The following is a 23,154-nucleotide window of genomic DNA, read 5'->3' on the forward strand; positions in this document are numbered from 1 at the left end:
GTCTAAATTTTTCTTTAAAGAATGAAATATGGATTCTGAGTTTATTGAAGTATGATTACTGAGCCTGTAAAAACATATGTGCTTTTTCAGAATGCCTTTTAACAGGCTCAAAAATATTATATTTCAGTTGAACAAATATGCTTAAATTCCTGAAAATAATTCGGAAAAGTTTTAGATACACAATCAGGATTTAAAATCGTGACAGGGTTACCTGATAATGCAATTAACGAGAAACACATCGCCATTCGATGATCATTATAAGTTTCAATCTCAGCGTGTTTAAATTGGTTTAAAGGCAAAGGTTGAATACGGATAAAATCTTCGCCTTTTTCCACTTCTGCTCCTACTTTGCGTAATTCCGTTGCCATTGCAGTTAGGCGATCGGTTTCTTTTACTCGCCAGTTATAAATATTGCGAATAACCGTTTCACCATTTGCAAAAAGTGCCACGATTGCTATCGTCATTGCTGCGTCAGGGATATGGTTAAGATCGACATCAATACCTGTTAATTCGCCTTTTTCAACTTCGACAAAATCACTTCCCCACGTAACTTTTGCTCCCATTTTTTCCAAAACATCAACAAATAAGCGGTCACCTTGTATTGAATTTTTGCAAATTCCCGTTACTTTTACTTTACCTTTAATCGCCCCAGCGGCTAAAAAATAAGAGGCAGCAGACGCGTCCCCTTCCACTAAATAATTTTTTGGAGAAATGTAACGCTGATTAGCTTTGATATAAAAATTTTGGTAGTTTTCGTGACACACTGTCACGCCAAAATCTTTCATCATTGTAAGAGTTATATCAATATAAGGTCTAGAAACCAAATCACCGATGATCTCAATATCTAAATCTTGTTCAAGCAAAGGAGCAACGATCAATAACGCGGTTAAAAACTGACTCGATATTGAACCATCAATTTTAACTTTCCCCCCTTGCAAGCCTCTGTTTTTAATCGCAATCGGCGGATAACCTTGATTTTCTAAATAATCAATGTCAGCCCCAAGTTGACTTAACGCATCAACCAAATGTGCAATCGGACGCTCTTTCATTCTAGGCTCGCCTGTTAGCACAACTTCGACAGTATTTTTTCCTTTCAAACACAGCACAGCCGCTAAAGGACGCATAACCGTGCCAGCATTCCCCAAGAATAGTGCTAAACTATCTTGAATATCAAACGCCCCACCGACACCTTGCACTTCACATTCCGTTCTATCATCGGAAAGTTGGAATTTTACACCTAATTCTCGTAACGCATTAAGCATATGGCGAGTATCATCGCTGTCTAGTAAGTTAGTGATTTTAGTTGCCCTTGTGGCTAAAGCGGATAATAACAACGCACGATTTGATAGGCTTTTTGAGCCTATCAAATTGATTTTGCCGTTGATTTTAGAAATTGGAGATATTGTGAGTTTTTTCATTTAGAATTAACTATGTGATTATTTATAATCTTGCAAACTAAATACTTGTTGTAATAATTTTGTATTACGTAATCCAACATTATTACGAATGCCTTTTTCTTCTTGAGCAATCATTGTGAATACGCCTTTTAATGCTTGTTGTGCCACATAATCATTCAAATCAGGATTTACTTTTTTCACAAAAGGAATATTGTTGTATTGAGTGATGATATTCTGCCAAATAGAATCAGCCCCAACCTTGCTAAATGATTGTTTAATCACAGGAGTAAACTGGCGATATAATTGATTATATGTCTGATTTTGTAAATATTGTGTGGCTGCATTATCCTGCCCCATTAAAATATTTTTTGCATCAGCAAACTTAATATTTTGAATTGCATTCACAAAAATTGGCGTTGCTGTTTTCACTGCTTCTTCGGCACTTCTATTCAGTGCTTTTGTACCCTTTTCAGCTAAACTGCCTAACCCCACTTTATGCAACGTATCGCTGACCATTTGCAATTCTTTTGGTAGCATAATTTTTGCTAATTTATTGTTATAAAAGCCATTTACAGCTGTTAGCTTTGTTACTTGATTAGCCACGCCATTATTTAATACTTGACGTAATGCCGTTGCAATATCGCCTTGCGATAAAGCAGTATTTTGTTGCATAACAGATGGAAGCTGTTGCATTACTTGTTGAGTCACTTGCAATGTATCTAGGTTTTTACAGCCTGAAATAAGGGTAAGTGCTGTGAATATAATAATTTTTTTCATAATTTATTCCTACTTTATAAATAGTGATAAGGTTATTTAGCCTCTTTAATATCCCAGCCTTTGCCATTATTTTCTTTTCTAATAGCACCTGTCATACACTCAATCACTTGAGCATCTTTTAATACTGTTATTGCCTCTGCATCTATTTTTCTGCCATAGAGGCTTGATAATAAGTCTATATCTGTCAAATTATCTAAACTTTGTTTTTCAGCTATAGCTAAACATTCTTTTAAATCTTTATCAAAAAAAGCGGATTTATTTTCAGCTGAAAGACTATTTTTTTCAAATACATAATCTTTATATACGAGTGGCTGTTCTTCATTTACAGTAGTTTTACATCCCATTACCATTAACGATAATAGGATTGAAAGACTTAATTTATTCATTATTTGCTCCTAAAAATATAATTTATTTCAAAACCTATTCTTTATTTGGCAACTTCTTCCAAGTCACTTCATTCCTTAAATAAATAGGTTCGATTTCTAACGCATTTTGCGTATTTCCTTGTGCTAATTCCATTTGAGCCAAAGGCAACATATACTCTGCTTGTGGCAGGGTTATATCTGTTTCTGTGATAGCTAAATCACTTTCTTTAAACTGTGGATAAGCATTCCAGCCTGTTCCTACAACAACACAATTTTGTAATTCACTTTGCTTGAACTGTTCAATTGCATTTTCAGGTGAGCAAACTTGTTCTTGAATGACTTCTTGCCAACCATTTTCTGTCTTGATTAGCTGCGAGAAATAAACCTCGTTCATTCTTGCATCAATTAAACAAATCACATTTTCTGCACCAAGTTGTTGATAGGCTTGTTGGGCCATTGTGGTTAGGTTTGAAACTGGGATAACTGGTAAATTTGCACCAAAAGCTAAGCCTTGTGCAACACTGACACCTACACGTACGCCTGTGAAACTACCTGGACCACGTCCAAACGCAAGGGCGTGAACATCTGATAATTGAATATTTGCATTGTTTAATAGCTCATCAACCATCGGTAAAATACGTTGCGTGTGGCTACGTGGGCTTAATTCATTAAGTGTTGTTGTTTTTTCATTATGTAACAAAGCCACAGAACAAGATTCTGTGGCAGTATCTATCACTAAAATTGTTTTTGACATTTTAAACCTATTTTAAATTTGTTTCTCTCTATTCTTACGACGAGTCGCAACAGCATTCGCTAACTGGAATAATGCTTTTTCGCTGTCTTGCCAGTTAATACAAGCGTCCGTAATGCTCTGCCCATAAACCAATTCTTGCCCTGCGATCAAATCTTGACGCCCTTCGACTAAATGGCTTTCAATCATCACACCTGAAATCAATTCAGAACCATTGGTGATCTGTTCTGAAATACTGTCACACACGGTTAATTGCTGTTTAAACTGTTTTTGACTGTTGGCGTGGCTAAAATCAACCATAACGTGTGGGCGATAGCCTACTTTTGCAATTTCTTCACCAATCTTTTCAATCATTTCAGCATGATAATTTGTGCCTGCTTTACCACCTCGTAAGATGATATGGCAATCACTATTTCCTTGCGTTGAAACCACCGCTGAACGCCCATCTTGAGTAATAGATAAAAAATGATGTGGCGTATTCGCACAACGCATTCCATCTAAGGCATTTTGAACCGAACCACTGGTCGCATTTTTAAAACCAACCGCACAAGGTAAGCCTGAGGCTAATTCACGATGAATTTGTGATTCAACGGTTCTCGCCCCAATCGCTCCCCAACTTACAAGATCAACCATATATTGCGGACTTACAATATCCAAAAACTCACACGCTGTTGGTACGCCCAAGTTGTTAATATTTGATAACACTTGACGTGCGATTTTTAAACCATCATTCACTTGATAACTTTCATCTAAATAAGGATCATTAATCAGTCCTTTCCAACCTACCGTGGTACGTGGCTTTTCAAAATAAACACGCATTACCACTTCTAAATTTTGGTAAATTTCAGGGTGTAATCTGACCGCTTGTATTTTGCGGGCATAGTCCAATGCAACCTTAGGATCGTGAATAGAACAAGGTCCAATAACAACCAACAAACGATCATCCAATCCATTGATAATATTATGAATTTTGTTACGTGCCTGAGCGACGGTATTTGTCGCCACTTCACTGGCAGGCAATTTTTCTAATAATTCCTTTGGCGATAATAATGGTTCGATTTTTATTATTCTTTTATCGTTATTCTTATAAGTCATATTCTTGTTATCAATATAAAATCTAGTAGCTGGTCCTTTATAAATTGACCATTCGGCTCGGTCTAATAATATCCCTATCATCTATTTCTGCGGTACCTAAAAAGCTATTTTTATCTGAAAATAAACGTACCTGACCATAAATTTGCTGATCGTTCATAAATTTCAAACGCTGCCCAAATCCAATCGCTTTGGTCTGCTCCGCATTTAAGGTAATTTGAGGTAAACTCGCTACCGCACTATCTACAGGCAATAAATGCTGATCTAAAAGGGCTAAATTATCTTGCTCACCAAGTTGTTGTAGCTCGTCCCAGCCCATCATTTTATCTTTTGGATAATTTGATACACCAATACGACGTAACACTGTAACATGTGCACCACAACCTAAAACTTCGCCTAAATCATCAATCAAAGTACGAATGTAAGTCCCTTTTGAACAATGTACTTCCAAAGTTAAATAAGGGGCTTCATAACTGATAAATTTAAGCTTAAAAATCGTGATTGGACGTGCTTCACGTTCAACGGTAATTCCTGCTCTAGCATATTCATACAAAGGCTTTCCATTATGTTTCAATGCTGAAAACATCGTTGGAACTTGTAAAATATCGCCACGAAATTGATCAAGATTTTCTATTATCTGAGTTTGATCAACCTTAATTTCACGAGTTTGTACCACTTCGCCATCCGCATCAGAACTATCTGTTCTCTCGCCCAACTTAGCCGTTACAACGTAGCGTTTATCAGAATCTAATAAAAATTGTGAGAACTTGGTCGCCTCACCTAAACAAATCGGCAACATTCCTGTGGCTAATGGATCTAATGCTCCAGTATGCCCTGCTTTATTTGCTTTAAATAGACGTTTTACTTTCTGTAAAATATCATTAGAGCTCATTCCTTGAGGCTTATCTAATAGAAAAACACCGTGAATATCTCTGCCCTTTTTACTTGGTCTTCTGCCCACGATTATTCCTCAGAATGCTTTTGCTTATCTTTACGTACAACATCAGTCACAAGGTTAGACATACGCATTCCTTCAACTAATGACTGGTCGTAAACAAAACGTAGTTCTGGCACAATACGTAAACGCATTGCTTTTCCAACAAGATTACGAATGTAACCTGAGGCTTTATTTAAGCCCTCTAAACCACGTTCTACTACGCTATCATCTTCATCAAATAAGAAAGTCACGAATACTTTTGCATAAGCAAGATCTCGGCTAATTTCAACATCTGAAACCGTCACCATTCCTACACGAGGATCTTTTACTTCGCGTTGCAAAATAATTGCAATTTCTTTTTGTAATTCCTGTGCGACTCGGTCTGAACGTGTAAATTCTTTCGCCATTTTTTATATCCTTTTGTTAGCAAACAAGCGGTAAGATTTTATAAAAAATTTGCAAATTTTTTGATAAATCTGACCGCTTATAAATTGTTAAAATATATCATAAATAGACAAGGCGAGCCTTGTCTCTACGTATATTCATTAGATTGAACGTTTAATTTCAACCACTTCAAAGACTTCGATTTGGTCGCCAACTTTAACATCATTGTAGTTTTTAACGCCCATACCACATTCCATATTACTACGTACTTCTGCTACATCATCTTTGAAACGACGTAATGAATCTAATTCACCTTCGAAGATAACAATATTATCACGTAATACACGGATTGGGTTGCTACGTTTTACGATACCTTCAGTCACCATACAACCTGCAATCGCACCAAATTTAGGGTGACGGAATACATCACGTACTTCTGCTAAACCGATGATCTCTTGTTTAAATTCAGGTGCAAGCATACCGCTCATCGCTGCTTTAATTTCATTTAATAATTCATAAATGATTGAGTAGTAACGTAAATCAATATTTTCCGTTTCAATCACACGACGTGCTGATGCATCAGCACGCACGTTAAATCCTAAAATAATCGCATTTGACGCTGCTGCAAGAGTTGCATCTGTTTCAGTGATACCACCGACACCAGAACCAACAACTTTCACTTTCACTTCTTCCGTTGAAAGCTCGCCTAACGCTTGGCTAATTGCTTCTACTGAACCTTGAACGTCTGCTTTAACAATCACGTTTAATTCTGCAACATCACCCTCAGTCATATTGCTAAACATATTTTCTAGTTTCGCTTTTTGCTGACGAGCTAATTTCACATCACGGAATTTACCTTGACGATATAATGCTACTTCACGTGCTTTTTTCTCATCACGTACAACGGTAGCTTCATCCCCTGCTGCTGGTACGCCTGAAAGCCCTAATACCTCAACAGGGATTGATGGACCTGCTGATTCAATAGTTTTACCATTTTCATCACGCATTGCACGAACACGACCGTATTCGAAGCCACAAAGTACGATATCACCTTTGTTTAACGTACCTGATTGAACAAGGATTGTTGCAACTGGACCACGACCTTTATCTAGGTAAGATTCAATAACAACACCACTTGCCATACCTTCTTTAACTGCCGTTAATTCAAGTACTTCTGATTGTAATAAGATCGCATCTAATAATTCATCAACACCCGTACCTTGTTTCGCTGATACGTGAACAAACTGAATATCCCCACCGAATTTTTCAGAAACAACTTCATATTGTAATAATTCTTGCTCAACACGATCAGGATTTGCTTCTGGTTTATCGACTTTATTTACTGCAACAACTAAAGGTACTTCCGCTGCTCTTGCGTGCTGAATCGCTTCGATTGTTTGTGGCATCACACCATCATCTGCTGCAACAACAAGGATAACGATATCTGTTGATTTTGCACCACGTGCACGCATTGACGTAAAGGCCGCGTGTCCCGGAGTATCTAAGAAAGTAACCATTTTACCATCGTCTGTTTCAACGTGATAAGCACCGATATGCTGTGTAATACCACCTGCTTCGCCTGCAGCTACTTTTGCTTTACGGATATAGTCAAGCAATGACGTTTTACCATGATCCACGTGTCCCATAATAGTTACAACTGGTGCGCGCGTTACTTTTTCAAGATTTAAGTCACGATCGCTCATTAACGCTTCTTCAAGTTCATTTTCTTTACGAAGAACGACTTTGTGTCCCATTTCCTCAGCCACGAGTTGTGCTGTTTCTTGGTCAATTACTTGGTTAATGGTCGCCATTGCACCCATTTTCATCATCGTTTTGATCACTTCGGTCGCTTTGACTGCCATTTTATTCGCAAGTTCTGCAACAGTAATCGTTTCACCAATCACAACTTCACGTGTCACTGGTGCTGCTGGTTTAGTAAAGCTTTGTTGAATAGATGAATTACCTTTTTTCACATTGCGTTTACCTTTACCAACTTTTAAATTACCTTTTTGGTTACGGCGATTTTCTTCACGTTCATTCTTTTTAGAATCTTCATTACGTGTTGCTTTTTTGGTTTTTTTACGACCTTTTGACTCACTCTTACGATCCGAATCAAAATCCGCTTCACGTGCATAGTTTGAAGTAAAGCGAGCATCTTCAAATTCATCTGCTGATGAATCTGTTTTACCTTCATCAGCAGCAAGCTCAGCTAAACGACGTGCTTCTTCAGCTGCTTTTTTCGCAGCTTCTTCAGCTTTTTTCAGAGCAAGTTCTTCTTGTTTACGGCGGAACTCCTCTTCTTCTTTCGATTTAGCTGGTTTTTTCTCTTCTGCTTTTTTCGCTTTTTTAGCTGCAGCTTCGACTTTTGCTTTTTCCTGCTCTGCTTTTTGTTTTTTCTCTAATTCCGCTTTAGCTTTAGCCTCTTTCTCGGCTTTTAATTTTGCTTCTTTTTCAGCTTGTTCTTTAGCTTTTGCTTCAGCTAATTCTTTCTGTTTCGCGGCTTCTACAGCTGCAACATCAATTTTGCGAGATTTACGTACTTCAACTTGGACTTGTTTTGCTTTTCCACCTGTTGTTGTACTGCTTACAGTCGTCTTAGTACGGCGTTGTAAGCTCAATTTTTTGGGTGCTTTTTTCTCTTCTGTCATCTTAAATTCTCCTTACAACGACTAACTAAACCAACAAATTTCACGTGCAGCCATAATTAACTCGCCCGCTTTTTCTGATGATAACTCTTCAATATCAGCTAAATCATCAGTACCTTGTTCAGCTAATTCTTCTAATGTCACTACGCCTTTTTCTGCTAATTTGAATGCAATGTGACGTTCCATACCTTCAAGATTTAATAATTTATCTTCAATATGTGCTTCTTCAAGCATTTTTTCTTCAAGCATTGCTTGTTTAGTAATTGCCGTTTTTGCACGCTCTTGTAATTCGACAACTAAATCTTCATCTTCAAGACCATCAATAGAGGTAATTTCATTAACAGGCACATAAGCAATCTCTTCTAACGATGAGAAACCTTCATCAATAAGAAGTTGTGCAAACTCATCATCAATTTCAAGAGCTTCTACAAATAAATTCAGTACTTTGTTATCTTCTGCTTGATGTTTTTTATCTAAATCTTTGGTTGTCATTACATTTAATGTCCAACCTGTTAACTGTGTTGCTAAACGAACATTCTGACCATTGCGTCCAATAGCTTGTGCTAAAGCAGTTTCTTCAACAGCAATATCCATTGTATGCGCATCTTCATCAACTACGATAGAAGCAACATCCGCAGGTGCCATCGCATTGATAGCAAATTGTGCTGGATTATCATCCCAAAGTACAATATCAATTCGTTCACCACCTAGCTCATTACTGATCGCTTGTACACGGGCACCACGCATTCCCACACACGCACCAACAGGATCAATACGCTTATCATTACTTTTCACTGCAATTTTAGCACGAGATGCTGGATCACGAGATGCACCCTTAATTTCAATCAGCTCTTCGCCAATTTCTGGTACTTCAAGTCTAAATAGCTCTTCAAGCATAATTGGTTTTGAACGTGTAACAAAAAGTTGAGGACCTTTTGATTCAGGTTTAATCTCATATAACACACCACGAATACGGTCACCTGGACGAAGGTTTTCACGAGGTAACATATCTTCACGTACAATTACTGCTTCCGCTTGATTACCTAAATCTAAAATGATTTGCTCACGGCTTGATTTTTTCACTGTTGCACTAATGATAGAACCTAACTGTGAACGATATTGCTCAACCACTTTATTGCGTTCAGCTTCACGAATTTTAGAAGTGATAACCTGACGTGCAGTTTGCATTGTGATACGGTCGAAAGGAATTGAATCAATTTCATCTTCAATAAAATCACCAACTTGTACATTTGGATCATCATATTGTGCTGCTTCAATACTGATTTCACGGGTTGTATTATGTACCTCTTCAACCACAGCCCAACGGCGGAAAGTCGCAAAATTACCTGTTTTACGGTCAATCACCACACGTACATCAATATCTAATTCTTTCTTTTTTCTTGTCGAAATAGCAAGTGCTGTTTCTAACGCTTCAAAAATTGCTTCTTTTGGTAGCAACTTCTCGTTAGATACGGCTTCTGCTGCTAATAAAATCTCTTTACTCATTTTACATACCTTATATTAAAAATTAAAAACGGGAATTAAGTTTGCTTTTTGAATGTTACCAAATGCAAAACTGTGCATTTCATTCTCAACCTTTAATGTAACTAGATTATTCTCGACATTCACAAGCTCACCTTGCCATTTACGGCGATCAAACATTGGTATACGAAGATGAATAATCACATCTCTTCCAATAAAACGTTGATAATGCTCCAATGTGAATAACGGTCGATCTAATCCAGGAGAAGATACTTCTAAGTTGTACTTATCACTGATTGGATCTTCAACATCAAAAATGGCACTTACTTGACGGCTAACGCTACTACAATCTTCAACTGTTACGCCACCTTCTTTATCTATATAAATACGAACAGTAAGAAAACGTCCTGCTCGTGCTGTTTCAATTCCAACTAATTCAAATCCCATTGCTTCAATAGAATCGTGAGTAAGTTCTTGTAACTTTTGCTCTAATGTTGCCAAAGATACCTCCTAATAATTAAATACAAAAAAAGAGCTATAATAAGCTCCTTCTTAGAAAATAGTTTAATTCCTACAAAAAAGCCCAAACATCTGTTTGGACTTCCTATCGTTTATTTTTATCTTTTGTTCTGATAAAAATAAAGCCCATCTTTTAATGAAAGATGAGCTTAAAAAGCTGGTTGCGGGGGCTGGATTTGAACCAACGACCTTCGGGTTATGAGCCCGACGAGCTACCAAGCTGCTCCACCCCGCGTCTGATGTAGCTCATTATAGATAGATTTAAAATGAAAGCAAGTCTTTTTTATAAAAAAGATCTCTTTTGCTTTAAATTCAAACGCTTTGTTGTTAAATCAATCTGATTCATCATAAATTTCTATTAACTAATTCAAATAACTAAAAAATAATTATGCAAATTTTAGATCAAATCCGACCGCTTGCAGCTCCCTTACTTCTAAATTGAGATCATTCACTAATAAGGGATTATTTGTTAAGTAATCATCTTCAAAAGATAAAAACCACGTATTTCCATCTATTCTTAATTTTACTTGTTGTGGCCTTATTGTCGCTTGACGTGAACGATTTAATAATGTTGCAAGGCGAAACAATCTTAATAATGTGATAATGTTACGCTTACTATAACGATAAGTACGATGAATATAATTTAATTTAATGTCTTGAAGATGGTAACGCACAATCGTTGCTAGAAGAAGTTGTTGTTCATTATCAAAACCTGGTAAATTTATATTGTTTAAAATATAACCTGAATGATAATTGTAACGATTATGGTTAATCGTAATGCCCACTTCGTGTAATTGACTCGCCCATTTTAAAATATCGTAAAATTCTTGTTTTAAAGAATGAGTATGCCAGAATGGAATTTGTTTAACTAATTGATATGCTGTCCGTTCTACCCTTGTTGCTTGCTCCACATCAATATTAAATTGTTGTGCAAGAGATGTCGCAGTACGCTGTCTAATATCCTGCTGCTGGAACTGAGCATCTAAGCTATACATCACTCCTTCACGAACTGCACCATCAGAATACCGCATTGTGTCTATTTGAAAGGTATGAAAAAGTGCTTTTAAAATAGCTAGACCCGGCACAAAAACATCTGCTCGTTCTTTTAATAGCCCTTTTAGTTGTATCTGATATAATGAATTAAATTTCAAACAATTCTCAATTAAATAATTTAAACGTTCAAGCGTAATAATACCATCTTTATAACCATTGGCTCTTAATACAGAAACCACTGTCTTTATTGTACCCGATGATCCAAGAACGTGTTGCCAACCTAATTCACAATAATCACCTTCAAGATCCTCAATTTTTTCCATTGCCACTTTATAAGCACTTTCGAATGCGTGTTCACTTAAATGTCCCTGTGAAAAAAAACGCTTTGCAAAACTTACACATCCCATATGACGACTCTCTGCTCGAATCGGTGAAAAATCATCACCAATACACATCTCCGTCGAGCCACCACCAATATCGATAATAAATTTTCGACCTTTTTCTGGCTGAGTATGACTTGCCCCAGAATAAATCAATGTAGCTTCTTCTCGACCTGAAATAATATTGATTGGATAAGGAAAGACTGCTTTTGCTTGATGAAGAAATTCATCATTATTTAATGCTCGGCGTAATGTATATGTACCAATAACCTTAACATTTTCAACCTCAAACCCTTGTAAACGACTCGCAAACAACGCTAAACAATCGATTCCTCTCTTCATTGCTTCATCGCTCAAAATACGATCTTCCCCTAAGCCTTCTGCTAATCTAACTTGTTGCTTAATACGAGACAAAATTTGAATAGAGCCATTAACGACTCGAGCAATAATAAGATGAAAACTATTTGATCCTAAATCAATAGCAGCAAATTCACGAGGAGCAGAGCTAAATGGCATAATATATTCCTTTCCTATAATATAACGCTAACATTCTAATATAATAAGCGGTCATTTTCTTCAAAAATTTGCAAAATATTGAATAAATCAAAGATCAAAACAAAAAATGTTCCGAAATTTTATTTAATACATATATTTCAATATGTATATGGACAAGAATAAGGAAAACGCTCACTATCGCTTTGTGACAATACTATCAGTGATAATATAAATAAAAGGTGTGTTCTTCCGAACCTGTTTACTTGTCAAGATTTCTTTCTCTCTGGTATGCCCCTCTTTGCTTTTGTACAACAACTCGGGATATTCCTAGAAATACAGATAGAGAAGGAGACCATTACAACGACATAATAAATCAATAAATTATTTGTCACTTATCTAGTATATATATCCTCAAAAATTTTTATACTAAAGCATATTGATTTTAAAACAATCAACTCCCATATAGCATAATGCTGTAATAGTGCAGCGTAACCTACAAGGAAATCATATGGTAAATACAATTAAACCAGGTCAAAATACTGGTAAAAATGGTGGTATCTATCAAGAAATAGATCCTCGAGGTCATAAAAAAGAACGTTATTCTACTATTAAAGATAATCAAAAAGCACCACCAACATCAGCACCAGGCAATATTTGGAAGAGAATTAAACGCACTCCTGATAGTTCTCACTAATTATTTTAGTTATTCTTTGGATATTGGTAATCAGTATCACAAGTATTGATTACCAAATTTCACGATGATATCCAATCATATTGAACAACACATAAATCATTCCACTTTCAATAACGAAAATTCTTTAACATATTCTCATTTGAAATAAGTATTATTTAACAGCTTTATAACATATTGATTTAAAAAAATAATTTTTCACTTAAAATGTATATAAACGGCTTTATAAAATTCACAAATATTTTTATAATGCTTCGAAAAATAGGAATATAGGGAAATAAATGATAAACAAACTATTGATTTTGCATACTGGTGGCACAATTTCTATGAATGAAGGTGATAATGGTCACGTTGTCCTTTCACAAGAGAACCCATTACTCGCATCAATTAAAACATTGCACAGCCCCGCTAAAATCGATCAAGAAGCTATCTTTAATGTACCGTCTCCTCATATTAACCTAACCCATTGGATCTATTTAAAAACGAGAATTGAAAAAGCAATTTTTCAGGAACACTATACAGGTATAATCATTACTCACGGCACTGATACTTTGGAAGAGACCGCTTATTTTTTAGAATTAAGTATTGATACAGATATTCCTATTGTGCTAACCGGTGCAATGCGTTCCAATAATGAACTCGGTTCCGATGGTTTAATCAATTTACAAAGTGCTATTTTAGTCGCCCTAACGCCAGAAAGTAGAGATCGAGGCGTACTGGTGGTAATGAATGATGAAATTCATCACGCAAAATTTGTAACTAAAACTCATACGACTAATGTGGCTACTTTTCAAACACCAACATTTGGACCCTGTGGGTTAATTGCGAAACACAATGTATTATATTTTCAACGTTTAACTTGTTATGAACATTTTCCTTTTGAACACTTAGAAAAAACCAATGTTCCCCTTATTAAAACCTATGCAGGGATGGACAGTGAATTATTAAAGTATCTTGCAAACAGTGAATGTGATGGGGTGGTAATTGAGGCATTAGGAGCAGGAAATTTACCACCAACCTGCTTAGCTGGCGTTTCTGCTTTATTAAATGCTCAGATTCCTGTGGTTTTGGTTTCTCGTGCATTCAATGGTGTTACACAAGATGTGTACGATTATGTGGGTGGAGGACGACGTTTAAAACAAGAAGGGGTTATTTTTAGTACAGGATTGAATGGGCAAAAAGCACGTATTAAGTTATTAGTTCTCTTAAATCAGCAATTAAATCAACCACTTTCAAATTATTTTTAAATAAGATTGGAATAAATAAACAAAATTCGTTATATTCTTAGATAACAGTTAGAAAAAGTGCAATTTTCTTCAAAAAAGCGAGGGTAGAAATACGTAATGTCAAAAATTCTTTTAGTTGATGATGATATAACTCTTACTCAATCCCTAATGAAATTACTTACATTAGAAAATTTTGAGATTCAGGCTGTTCATAATGGCCAAGATACTTTAGCTAGATTAGAAGCACAACAGTATGATCTAATTTTACTTGATATCAATATGCCTATCTTAAATGGCATTGAAACCTTAAAACAAATTCGTCAAAAATATCAAACCCCAGTTCTTATGGTCAGCACTCGTAATCAAGATATCGACCGAATTCTTGCCTTTGATTTAGGGGCAGATGACTATTTGGCAAAACCTTTTAATGAACGAGAGCTAGTTGCTAGAGTCAAGGCGATTTTACGCAGATCAATGCCCTCATCAACAAATAAAGATACACCTTGTAAAAAAATTATGTTTTGTGGGATAGAATTAAATATAAATGCCCAGCAAGCTCGTTATAATCAACAAGATTTGCAATTAACATCCACTGAATTTTTATTATTTAGTCTATTTGTTGATAAACCTAATACCCTATTCTCTCGTGATGTATTAAGCCTTAAAATATTAGGTAAAGAACTAAGTCCTTATGATCGTGCCATTGATATGCATATTTCTAATTTGCGTAAAAAATTACCCAAAAGAAAAGATAGCCTTGCTTGGTTCAAAACTATTCGAGGCAAAGGCTATCTTTTAATCGCAGAAAGCATGTAATATCACTTATTTCTATGATTTTCTATGGCACTTAACATACCTCTTAGAATATTTAATTCCGTCGTTTCTAAGTGAGTTCGCTGATATAAACGACGAATTTTGGGCATCATAGCATCGTTTTTTATAAAACCTAAGGCTCTATACACTTTTTCTGTATGTTGGAAAAAATATTCTAGAGATTGTGCCGTAGGATACTCTACAAGCGGTTGTTTTTTTTCTATTTTTTGCAAATTTTCTAATTCAAGATAAGCATTTCTAATTTCATAACAAATCAACTGAACAGCCATTGCTAAATTTAGTGAACCATATTCAGGATTAGTCGGCACGTTCAAATGATAATGACATTTTAATAGCTCATCGTTGGTTAAACCAACTCGCTCCCGCCCAAAAACAACAGCAATCTTCCCTTGTTGAGCCTGCGTCATAACAATCTCTCCCCCTTTTCTAGGGTTAACAAGGGTTGATTGTAAATGACGTAATCTTGCACTACTACCAACTACTAACTGACAATCTGCAATCGCTTCATCAAACGTTGCAAAAGTTTGAGCTTGTTCTAAAACATCTTTTGCCCCTGCAGATAACGCTATCGCTTGCTCATCTATTGGTTGTAAAGGATTGACTAAACGTAATTGCGACAACCCCATTGTTTTCATTGCTCGTGCAGCTGAACCAATATTACCACTGTGGGAGGTTTCCACTAACACCACTTGAATTTGTTTTAAAATACTATCCATTTCTACTCTCTTCTAACTAAAAAACCACCTTACTATTCCATAAGGTGGTTTTCTATTATCGCATTTTATTGACTATTATTGTTGAACTTTATCTAATTCATCTAGCTCTTTTTTCAACTCTTCTTGCTTTTTCTTCTCATCTTCAATTTTCTGTATCTCTTCTTGAAGATTCAAACTCACTTGCTGAATGCTATCCGTAAAAGGCAAGGTTTGTAATATAAGTTGATCCTGAACAAACTCATCATCGTTATTCAGATTCATTGTATTCACGCCCAGAACAACAGCAAAGCATACTGACGCAGCAACCCCAACTTGAATTAGAGGTGTACTCCAACGTTTTAGTGTCAGCACAATACCCTTAGGCTGCATTTTTATCTCTTCTTTTTCAAGTAATGCTTCCATTTTCATAGAAAAATCATTACCTAAAATAACATTTTCGCCCCGCATTACACTACGAACTGCATGGTAACTTTGCCATTTCTGTTGTAATTCTGGTGACGAACATAACGCTTCAGCAAGGTTACCTTCTACTTGTTCCCCATCTATATAAGCAGAAAGGTTCTCATTCTGTTGCATAATTAACTCCAATTACTTTAACTTATTGCATTAACGGTTTGATTTTAGCATCAATCGCTTCCCTTGCTCTGAAAATACGAGAACGAACCGTTCCCACAGGGCATTCCATCACTTCTGCTATTTCTTCATAACTTAGTCCTTCAAGCTCACGCAACGTAATTGCACTTCTAAGCTCATCAGGTAAATTATCTATCGTTTCAAAAACCACTCTTTTCAATTCTTCTGATAACACCAAATTTTCTGGTGTATCTGCTTCTCTTAAATACGTTCCACTATCATAACTTTCCGCATCTTCGGCTAAAATATCTTCTCTAGGAGGACGACGTCCTAATGCCGTTAAGTGATTTTTCGCTGTATTCACTGCAATACGGTAAAGCCAAGTATAAAAAGCACTCTCTCCACGAAAAGAGTTTAAGGCACGATAAGCCTTGATAAACGACTCCTGAACGATATCAGGAATATCATCTTGTGGAATATAACGAGTGAGTAATCCAGCAACTCGATTTTGATAACGAACAACCAGCAAGTTAAATGCCATCTTATTTCCTTGTTGTGCAAGTTCAACCAGTTCCTGATCGGTTTTTTGTTCACTCATTGAGTTTAATTCTCCTAAAACTCTCCATTGTTACTCTCTCTACACCAGCTTAGTGTACAGCCATCCTAAAAAGTTCAAATTTTTTAGTAATTATAAAATAATTTCTAAGAAATTTATTTTTGCAAAAGTTATTAAAAAAATGACCGCTTATATTTAGTAAAGTTAATATCACAATTTATACTGAACACAGCGATTTATCACATCTCGTATTTGCTCTGATGTCATATTTTCTAATTTATCACTCTTTCTTAATTTATAGATTTTTTTATTCATAATTCTATTATATGCAAATAATGCTTTGGTTTCAGGGAATACAAACATAAACGATAAGACGCCAATCAATACCATTATAACAATTATAAGAATAATAAAACTACGCCCTTCTTTTTCGGATAAACCTAAAAATTCATAAGGAGCTAAAAAGATAATTGATAACACAATATAGAAAAGAACAAAACATATTGTCAAACACCAAAACTGGAAATTATTTTTTTGTGCAACTTTTTTATATTTACCCTTAAATCTTAAACTATCACAATACTCGCCCTTAAAAAATTCAACATATCCTTTGCTTAAACACGCTTTTAAATCACTAATAAATAATTTTGGTTTGGTTACTTTGGTACAATAAAGAATTTCTTCAAAGCTAAGATAAAACTTATAATATCTATAAAACATCTCTTCTATAACTAATGGTTCATAAGATTTTATATTTTTATTAAAAATACTTATAAATAACTCATCTTTTTTTACATTTGCTACAATATCAGTTTTAAATTTAAAAAACTCATAAGCTATAAAAATAGGAGTACCATAAACAAACAGAGCTTTATCATAATGACCATTGAGTGTAATGATATTTGAAATAAAACTAAGAAATTCCATATTAAGTTCTCTACAGCATTGACGAACCCGATTTATTCAACAACTTCGTAATTAAACGTTCAGCACTCTGTTCAAGCTCAATCCCAAAACGTTTTAACACATTTTTCTTTTGCGTAAATTTCACTTCAATCACGTCTTTTTGTTCAATCATCGTTAAAATCACATCATCGCTCGTTGCAATTTCATCAACTAAATTTAGTTCTAATGCTTGTTTACCAAACCAATGCTCGCCTGTTGCCACTTTTTCAATGTCTAACTGTGGACGGTATTGATTGACAAACTGTTTAAATAAAGTGTGGGTTTCTTCTAATTCTTGCTGGAATTTTTTCTTGCCTGTTTTGGTATTTTCACCCATTAAAGTCACAGTGCGTTTATATTCGCCCGCGGTCATCACGTCCACATCAACATCGTGTTTTTTCAACAAACGATGAATATTTGGCACTTGTGCCACCACACCGATTGAGCCTAACACCGCAAATGGTGCTGAAATAATTTTATCCGCTACGCACGCCATCATATAGCCACCACTTGCAGCCACTTTATCAACTGTAATGGTTAATGGAATATTACGCTCTTTTAAACGCACTAGTTGTGACGCTGCCAAACCGTAACCGTGAACCACACCACCAGGGCTTTCTAATTTCAATAATACTTCATCGTGTTCAGGTCTTGCAAGGGTGACGATTGCATCAATTTCTTTACGCAAACAATCTACACCACTTGCCATTACATCACCATTGAAATTAACCACAAAAAGACGAGATTTCACACTTTCTTCTTGTGCTTCTTCTAATTCAGCTTGTTCTGAATTTTTAGCTTTTGATTTTTTCGCTAATTTTAAGCGTTTTTTATCCGCTTTTGCTTTCTCTTTTTGGGCTTTTTTCTCAGCTTTCTCCTGCGCTTTCTGCTCAGCTTCCGTTAGGAAAAACTGGCTAAGGGCTTTTTTACTCTCTTTATATTTTTCAGTTAAGTTCGTAATAGAAATCTCGCCCTGCTGACTCTGCTTTTTGCTTTCTAATACCATCATTACAATCGCAATGATCACACCAAATACGGTTAATAATTCCAATAAGAAAATACCGTAGTTTAATAAAACTTCTTTCCACATAATTGTGTCCTTGTTAATGTTTATTGTTTAATCGTTAATAAAAAATCGCTAACCGTATGAAATGATCCAAACACCAGCACAATATCCTTTTCTGTTGCAAGATCAAAGACTTTTTCTGTTGCCACATCCATATTTTCATAAGAATAAGCGGTCATATTTGGAATGATTTTTGCAATTTTTTCCAAAATAATCTGGCTGCGTTGCCCTCTAAAACAATCAAGGGTAACACAGTGCCATTCATCAACAATAGTTTTTAACGGCTCAACAATTCCCGCCAAATCTTTGTCTTCCAATGCACTAAATATTGCATAAATTTTCTGATTAGGCTGTTTAATCTGAGATAATCGCTCACTTAAATAACGTGTTGCATGGGGGTTATGCCCTACATCAATAATCACCTGTGCTAGCGGTTGTTTTTTTGAGAAATTTGCAAAATCTTGTAATTTTAAAAACTGAAAACGTCCTGTTAGCTCCGTTTCTGACACGGTTTCTCGAATAATTTGCTCACTGATATCAAAAGGCAACTGCGTTAAAACGGCTAAGGCTGTCGCAACATTTGGATAAGGAATTTTTGGTAAAGCTAAATTATCAAAATGAATGTTGTTAGATTGCCATTCAAAATACTCACCATTGATTGAATATTGAAACTCTTTACCACAAAAAAAGGCGTGACACTGTAGCGATTTTATTTGTTCAATAATGCTGTTTGGACAATCCCTCTCACCAATCACAACAGGAATGTTTTTTCTAAAAATACCCGCTTTCTCTCGCCCAATATCTTCTCGGTTATCCCCTAAAAATGCAATATGATCGATATCAATAGAGGTAATCACCGCAAAATCAGGATCGACAATATTCGTCGCATCTAAGCGCCCACCAAGCCCTACTTCTAAAATCACCACATCTAAATTTGCCTGTTTGAATAAATCTAAGGCAGAAAGCGTGCTGTATTCAAAATAGCTTAATGAAGCGGTCTTATTTTTAGTGATTTTTACAAAAGAGCGAATGTGTGCATCATCATCTAACAATTCACCATTGATTCGTACTCTCTCATTGTAACGCATTAAGTGTGGCGAAGAATATACCCCCACTCGCTTGCCTGCTTTAAGTAAGGCGGTTTCTAAAAATTTACAGGTTGATCCTTTGCCATTTGTCCCCGCGACAGTAATCACATAAGGTGCAGGTTTAAGCAAATCTAAGGTACAAGCTACTGATTTAATACGCTCTAAGCCTAAGTCAATCGCTTTACTATGACTGGTTTCTAAATAGGAAAGCCACGTATCCAAAGAATCCGTGGCTGTTGGATAACACGTTACTGTCATTCGGTGACTTCTTCTACCATTTGATCGTTTTGTTCAATTTGATTATCAAGTAACAAAACATCTTTTTGAAAAGGCGATGGCTGATTAGTCATTTTTGCCACTAATCGAGCTAACGTTTCACGCATATCACGACGATGAACAATCATATCAATTGCACCGTGTTCTAATAAAAATTCTGCTCGTTGGAAACCTTCTGGTAAAGTTTCACGCACCGTTTGCTCAATTACTCTCGCTCCCGCAAAGCCAATTAACGCTTTTGGTTCAGCAATATGAATATCACCCAACATTGCAAAACTTGCTGATACGCCACCAAAGGTTGGATCGGTCATCACAGAAATAAAAGGCACACCTTTTTCTTTTAATCTTGCCAATACTGCACTAGTTTTCGCCATTTGCATAAGAGAGAATAACGCTTCTTGCATTCTCGCACCACCTGACGCTGAAAAACAGATGAACGGCACATTTTTTTCTAAAGCTTGTTCCGCAGCCAATACAAATTTTTGCCCTACGGTTGTTCCCATTGATCCGCCCATAAAAGCAAAATCAAAGGCCGCAGCAACAGCTGGCATATCATAAATAGTTCCTGACATTGCAATTAACGCATCTTTCTCGCCAGTCTGTTTTTGTGCTGCACTTAAACGGTCTTTATATTTCTTTAAATCTTTAAATTTTAAAATATCTTGTGGTTCTAATTCCGCTGCAATTTCCTGTGTACTGCCTTCATCAAATAAATTTAACAAACGAGTACGTGCAGGCACTCGCATATGATGATCACACTTTGGACACACTTGCATATTACGTTTTAAATCCTCAGCATATAAAATTTGCTGACAACTTGTACACTTCGTCCAAATCCCTTCTGGGATACTTGCTTTACTACTTTGAGATGATGATTTTGTACCTAAAATTCTTTCAATCCAACTCATTTTTTAACCTTATATTACGTTGAGAAAATGACACAATATTAGACCAAAGTATAACATAAAAAACAACATAAAATTTTATGATAAAAATCATTATGTTGTTTTATTTCATAAGAATTTCATCTCAGAACGCTTATTAAACAAGATGATACCAAAACAAGTAAAATTTCTGTTTTTAAATATACATAGCTTATTTATCAAAATACACATTACGATTTCAGAAAGATAAAATTTGGTATAAAAAAAAGATTAAGCCCTTACGAACTTAATCTTTTTGAAATTAAAAACTTAGTTTAGTGATTAAACACGTTTGAAATCTAAGTGTAATAATTTTGGTTTAGTTGGGTGGCGTTGAATTGCTTGAACTTTTACTTTCTCTTCTTTACCGTCAACAACTAATGTTAAAACTTCACTATAAAATGAATCTTCAAATTGTGCGTTGTTTACTTTGTCGTGATCTAATGTGATCGCAACTGCTTCTGCACTTCCACCATAGATGATTGCAGGAACTTGATGATTATGACGCAGACGGCGGCTCGCACCCGTACCTTGCGCTGAACGAACTTCGGCTTTAAATGTAAATGACATTTTTAAATTCTCATATAAAAGGAACTATTGTTCCGTTAAAAATAAAAGTAGCAGGCGACCCAGCTACTTCCCTAAAATTATTGCCGTTCATATAAAAACGGCAAGCGAACATTATAATGATTTTCTGTAAAAAAGAAAGGTTTTTATCTTAAAATGCTAGCTCTCGATCGCCATCTTCATCTTTAATGCGATTTGGTAAGCCCATTTTATTCAATAAATTGATATAAGGTTTTGGATCAAGCTGTTCAATATTACGCATTTCAAGGCAATCCCATTCCCCTGTTGCCACTAACATCGCAGCAGCGACGGCTGGCACACCTGCGGTATAAGAAATTCCTTGGCTTCCCACTTCGGCAAAAGAGTCTTCATGACTTGCGGTGTTATAAATAAAAATTTCTTTGTCTTTACCGTCTTTTTTACCTTTAATTAAATTACCAATGCAAGTATAACCTGTATAATTTGGTGCTAATGATGAAGGATCTGGCAAACAGGCTTTGACCACTTTAAGTGGCACTATTTCTACACCCTCTGCTGTTTTAACTGGTTTTTCTGATAATAAACCTAAATTTTTCAATACATTAAATACGTTAATATAATGATCACCAAAGCCCATCCAAAAGCGAATATTTGGTACACCTAAATGTTTAGCCAGCGAATGTACTTCTTCGTGTCCAGTTAAATAAGAATTTTGCACACCGACCACAGGTAAATCATCGGTACGTTTTACTTCAAACATTTGGTTGGTTTGCCACTGGCTATTTTGCCAAGAATAAACCACGCCGGTAAATTCTCTAAAATTGATTTCAGGATCAAAGTTAGTTGCAAAATATTTACCGTGATTTCCCGCATTGATGTCGATAATATCGATACTTTCTACCTCATCAAAAAGCGTTACGCCGTAGCTAGCGTACGCATTTACCACACCAGGATCAAATCCTGCCCCTAAAATAGCGGTAACGCTATTTTCTTTACAACGATCTAAGCGTTTCCATTCATAATGGGCATACCAAGGTGGTGTTGGGCAAACTTTTTCAGGATCTTCTGCAATTGCTGTGTCAATATAAGCAACACCCGTTTGAATACAAGCTTCTAAAATAGGCATATTTTGAAAAGATTGTGCCACGTTAATCACGATTTGTGAGTTTGTTTCTTGAATTAACGCTTTGGTTTGTTCAATATCAAAAGCATCCAATGAATAACAATTGATTGTTGCTGGCACTTTTAAACTATTGCGAGCTTCAATATCTTTAACAATATTTTGGCATTTTGAAAGGGTACGAGAGGCAATCGCTATGTTACCTAACACATCATTATTTTGAGCACATTTATGTGCCACAACCTGTGCAACCCCACCCGCTCCAATAATTAAAACATTTTTTTTCATTATAGCATTTTCTCCAAATTCCCTTTAAAAGTAGAATATTAAAGGTCTAGGTAATAAAATAAACTCGATACATATTGAAAACCTAAAAA

At 35.7% G+C, this 23,154-nt stretch carries 23 protein-coding genes and 1 tRNA gene; 3 read left to right on the plus strand and 21 right to left on the minus strand.

What is annotated here, in order from left to right; translation table 11 throughout:
* Positions 1-116 precede the first annotated feature (116 nt).
* The 12 genes from aroA to ppx all read right to left on the minus strand — a co-directional run bounded on the left by aroA (position 117) and on the right by ppx (position 12,238).
* Complete coding sequence (gene aroA, locus DYE60_RS03475; RefSeq protein ID WP_115315247.1) at positions 117-1,418, minus strand: 3-phosphoshikimate 1-carboxyvinyltransferase; 1,302 nt, start codon at positions 1,416-1,418, stop codon at positions 117-119.
* 18 nt (positions 1,419-1,436) lie between these two features.
* Positions 1,437-2,174, minus strand: a complete 738-nt coding sequence (locus DYE60_RS03480; protein ID WP_115315248.1) for a DUF4197 domain-containing protein — start codon at positions 2,172-2,174, stop codon at positions 1,437-1,439.
* Between the two features lie 32 nt (positions 2,175-2,206).
* Complete coding sequence (locus tag DYE60_RS03485) at positions 2,207-2,560, minus strand: hypothetical protein (RefSeq protein ID WP_115315249.1); 354 nt, start codon at positions 2,558-2,560, stop codon at positions 2,207-2,209.
* Positions 2,561-2,594: 34 nt separating this feature from the next.
* Positions 2,595-3,293 carry a tRNA (adenosine(37)-N6)-threonylcarbamoyltransferase complex dimerization subunit type 1 TsaB gene (gene tsaB, locus DYE60_RS03490; protein WP_115315250.1) on the minus strand — a complete coding sequence of 233 codons (699 nt, stop codon included), beginning with the start codon at positions 3,291-3,293 and terminating at the stop codon, positions 2,595-2,597.
* Positions 3,294-3,305: 12 nt separating this feature from the next.
* Complete coding sequence (gene aroG, locus DYE60_RS03495; RefSeq protein ID WP_115315251.1) at positions 3,306-4,385, minus strand: 3-deoxy-7-phosphoheptulonate synthase AroG; 1,080 nt, start codon at positions 4,383-4,385, stop codon at positions 3,306-3,308.
* 37 nt (positions 4,386-4,422) lie between these two features.
* Complete coding sequence (gene truB, locus DYE60_RS03500; protein ID WP_115315252.1) at positions 4,423-5,343, minus strand: tRNA pseudouridine(55) synthase TruB; 921 nt, start codon at positions 5,341-5,343, stop codon at positions 4,423-4,425.
* 2 nt (positions 5,344-5,345) lie between these two features.
* The gene (gene rbfA / locus DYE60_RS03505) at positions 5,346-5,726 is read right to left on the minus strand and encodes a 30S ribosome-binding factor RbfA (protein WP_115315253.1); all 381 of its coding nucleotides are present in this window, start codon (positions 5,724-5,726) and stop codon (positions 5,346-5,348) included.
* 138 nt (positions 5,727-5,864) lie between these two features.
* Positions 5,865-8,351 carry a translation initiation factor IF-2 gene (infB, locus tag DYE60_RS03510; RefSeq protein WP_115315254.1) on the minus strand — a complete coding sequence of 829 codons (2,487 nt, stop codon included), beginning with the start codon at positions 8,349-8,351 and terminating at the stop codon, positions 5,865-5,867.
* 21 nt (positions 8,352-8,372) lie between these two features.
* Positions 8,373-9,854 (minus strand): transcription termination factor NusA, encoded by a 1,482-nt coding sequence (nusA, locus tag DYE60_RS03515; protein ID WP_115315255.1) that lies wholly within the window; start codon positions 9,852-9,854, stop codon positions 8,373-8,375.
* Between the two features lie 15 nt (positions 9,855-9,869).
* Positions 9,870-10,331: a ribosome maturation factor RimP gene (rimP, locus tag DYE60_RS03520; RefSeq protein WP_115315256.1), complete on the minus strand. Its 462-nt coding sequence runs from the start codon at positions 10,329-10,331 to the stop codon at positions 9,870-9,872.
* A gap of 176 nt (positions 10,332-10,507) precedes the next feature.
* Positions 10,508-10,584 (minus strand) — tRNA-Met (locus DYE60_RS03525).
* Between the two features lie 151 nt (positions 10,585-10,735).
* Positions 10,736-12,238, minus strand: coding sequence for an exopolyphosphatase (ppx, locus tag DYE60_RS03530; protein WP_115315257.1), 1,503 nt, complete (start codon positions 12,236-12,238; stop codon positions 10,736-10,738).
* A gap of 487 nt (positions 12,239-12,725) precedes the next feature.
* Between ppx and DYE60_RS03535 the strand changes: the two genes are divergently transcribed.
* The 3 genes from DYE60_RS03535 to DYE60_RS03545 all read left to right on the plus strand — a co-directional run bounded on the left by DYE60_RS03535 (position 12,726) and on the right by DYE60_RS03545 (position 14,950).
* A complete protein-coding gene (locus DYE60_RS03535) occupies positions 12,726-12,911 on the plus strand; it encodes a hypothetical protein (protein ID WP_115315258.1) in 186 nt (61 codons plus the stop codon).
* Between the two features lie 278 nt (positions 12,912-13,189).
* Positions 13,190-14,155, plus strand: coding sequence for an asparaginase (locus tag DYE60_RS03540; RefSeq protein WP_115315259.1), 966 nt, complete (start codon positions 13,190-13,192; stop codon positions 14,153-14,155).
* 96 nt (positions 14,156-14,251) lie between these two features.
* Complete coding sequence (locus tag DYE60_RS03545) at positions 14,252-14,950, plus strand: response regulator (protein ID WP_115315260.1); 699 nt, start codon at positions 14,252-14,254, stop codon at positions 14,948-14,950.
* Positions 14,951-14,952: 2 nt separating this feature from the next.
* Here DYE60_RS03545 and trmJ read toward each other — a convergent pair whose 3' ends face one another.
* The 9 genes from trmJ to DYE60_RS03590 form a co-directional block, all read right to left on the minus strand.
* On the minus strand, positions 14,953-15,684 hold the full coding sequence (gene trmJ / locus DYE60_RS03550) for a tRNA (cytosine(32)/uridine(32)-2'-O)-methyltransferase TrmJ (protein WP_115315261.1): 732 nt from the start codon (positions 15,682-15,684) through the stop codon (positions 14,953-14,955).
* A 75-nt stretch (positions 15,685-15,759) separates the two neighbouring features.
* A complete protein-coding gene (locus DYE60_RS03555) occupies positions 15,760-16,260 on the minus strand; it encodes a sigma-E factor negative regulatory protein (RefSeq protein ID WP_115315262.1) in 501 nt (166 codons plus the stop codon).
* A 22-nt stretch (positions 16,261-16,282) separates the two neighbouring features.
* Positions 16,283-16,855, minus strand: coding sequence for an RNA polymerase sigma factor RpoE (gene rpoE, locus DYE60_RS03560; RefSeq protein WP_115315263.1), 573 nt, complete (start codon positions 16,853-16,855; stop codon positions 16,283-16,285).
* A gap of 168 nt (positions 16,856-17,023) precedes the next feature.
* Entirely contained in the window at positions 17,024-17,740 is a 717-nt protein-coding gene (locus DYE60_RS03565; RefSeq protein WP_115315264.1) for a hypothetical protein, read from the minus strand.
* Between the two features lie 10 nt (positions 17,741-17,750).
* Positions 17,751-18,848, minus strand: a complete 1,098-nt coding sequence (gene sohB, locus DYE60_RS03570; protein WP_115315265.1) for a protease SohB — start codon at positions 18,846-18,848, stop codon at positions 17,751-17,753.
* A gap of 20 nt (positions 18,849-18,868) precedes the next feature.
* Positions 18,869-20,170 carry a bifunctional tetrahydrofolate synthase/dihydrofolate synthase gene (gene folC / locus DYE60_RS03575; RefSeq protein WP_115315266.1) on the minus strand — a complete coding sequence of 434 codons (1,302 nt, stop codon included), beginning with the start codon at positions 20,168-20,170 and terminating at the stop codon, positions 18,869-18,871.
* Complete coding sequence (gene accD, locus DYE60_RS03580) at positions 20,167-21,096, minus strand: acetyl-CoA carboxylase, carboxyltransferase subunit beta (RefSeq protein WP_115315267.1); 930 nt, start codon at positions 21,094-21,096, stop codon at positions 20,167-20,169. Before accD ends, folC begins: the two co-directional genes overlap by 4 nt.
* A gap of 297 nt (positions 21,097-21,393) precedes the next feature.
* Positions 21,394-21,681 (minus strand): 50S ribosomal protein L25, encoded by a 288-nt coding sequence (rplY, locus tag DYE60_RS03585; RefSeq protein WP_115315268.1) that lies wholly within the window; start codon positions 21,679-21,681, stop codon positions 21,394-21,396.
* Positions 21,682-21,829: 148 nt separating this feature from the next.
* A complete protein-coding gene (locus DYE60_RS03590) occupies positions 21,830-23,065 on the minus strand; it encodes a saccharopine dehydrogenase family protein (RefSeq protein ID WP_115315269.1) in 1,236 nt (411 codons plus the stop codon).
* Positions 23,066-23,154: the final 89 nt, after the last annotated feature.

The organism is Phocoenobacter uteri (genome assembly GCF_900454895.1).
GTDB lineage: Bacteria > Pseudomonadota > Gammaproteobacteria > Enterobacterales > Pasteurellaceae > Phocoenobacter > Phocoenobacter uteri.

What these genes read in the sequence shown, in the direction of transcription:
- aroA (WP_115315247.1), bottom strand. Translation starts at nt 1,418, where the DNA reads ATGAAAAAACTCACAATATCTCCAATTTCTAAAATCAACGGCAAAATC.
- DYE60_RS03480 (WP_115315248.1), bottom strand. Translation starts at nt 2,174, where the DNA reads ATGAAAAAAATTATTATATTCACAGCACTTACCCTTATTTCAGGCTGT.
- DYE60_RS03485 (WP_115315249.1), bottom strand. Translation starts at nt 2,560, where the DNA reads ATGAATAAATTAAGTCTTTCAATCCTATTATCGTTAATGGTAATGGGA.
- tsaB (WP_115315250.1), bottom strand. Translation starts at nt 3,293, where the DNA reads ATGTCAAAAACAATTTTAGTGATAGATACTGCCACAGAATCTTGTTCT.
- aroG (WP_115315251.1), bottom strand. Translation starts at nt 4,385, where the DNA reads ATGACTTATAAGAATAACGATAAAAGAATAATAAAAATCGAACCATTA.
- rbfA (WP_115315253.1), bottom strand. Translation starts at nt 5,726, where the DNA reads ATGGCGAAAGAATTTACACGTTCAGACCGAGTCGCACAGGAATTACAA.
- infB (WP_115315254.1), bottom strand. Translation starts at nt 8,351, where the DNA reads ATGACAGAAGAGAAAAAAGCACCCAAAAAATTGAGCTTACAACGCCGT.
- nusA (WP_115315255.1), bottom strand. Translation starts at nt 9,854, where the DNA reads ATGAGTAAAGAGATTTTATTAGCAGCAGAAGCCGTATCTAACGAGAAG.
- ppx (WP_115315257.1), bottom strand. Translation starts at nt 12,238, where the DNA reads ATGCCATTTAGCTCTGCTCCTCGTGAATTTGCTGCTATTGATTTAGGA.
- DYE60_RS03535 (WP_115315258.1), top strand. Translation starts at nt 12,726, where the DNA reads ATGGTAAATACAATTAAACCAGGTCAAAATACTGGTAAAAATGGTGGT.
- DYE60_RS03540 (WP_115315259.1), top strand. Translation starts at nt 13,190, where the DNA reads ATGATAAACAAACTATTGATTTTGCATACTGGTGGCACAATTTCTATG.
- DYE60_RS03545 (WP_115315260.1), top strand. Translation starts at nt 14,252, where the DNA reads ATGTCAAAAATTCTTTTAGTTGATGATGATATAACTCTTACTCAATCC.
- trmJ (WP_115315261.1), bottom strand. Translation starts at nt 15,684, where the DNA reads ATGGATAGTATTTTAAAACAAATTCAAGTGGTGTTAGTGGAAACCTCC.
- DYE60_RS03555 (WP_115315262.1), bottom strand. Translation starts at nt 16,260, where the DNA reads ATGCAACAGAATGAGAACCTTTCTGCTTATATAGATGGGGAACAAGTA.
- rpoE (WP_115315263.1), bottom strand. Translation starts at nt 16,855, where the DNA reads ATGAGTGAACAAAAAACCGATCAGGAACTGGTTGAACTTGCACAACAA.
- DYE60_RS03565 (WP_115315264.1), bottom strand. Translation starts at nt 17,740, where the DNA reads ATGGAATTTCTTAGTTTTATTTCAAATATCATTACACTCAATGGTCAT.
- sohB (WP_115315265.1), bottom strand. Translation starts at nt 18,848, where the DNA reads ATGTGGAAAGAAGTTTTATTAAACTACGGTATTTTCTTATTGGAATTA.
- folC (WP_115315266.1), bottom strand. Translation starts at nt 20,170, where the DNA reads ATGACAGTAACGTGTTATCCAACAGCCACGGATTCTTTGGATACGTGG.
- accD (WP_115315267.1), bottom strand. Translation starts at nt 21,096, where the DNA reads ATGAGTTGGATTGAAAGAATTTTAGGTACAAAATCATCATCTCAAAGT.
- rplY (WP_115315268.1), bottom strand. Translation starts at nt 21,681, where the DNA reads ATGTCATTTACATTTAAAGCCGAAGTTCGTTCAGCGCAAGGTACGGGT.
- DYE60_RS03590 (WP_115315269.1), bottom strand. Translation starts at nt 23,065, where the DNA reads ATGAAAAAAAATGTTTTAATTATTGGAGCGGGTGGGGTTGCACAGGTT.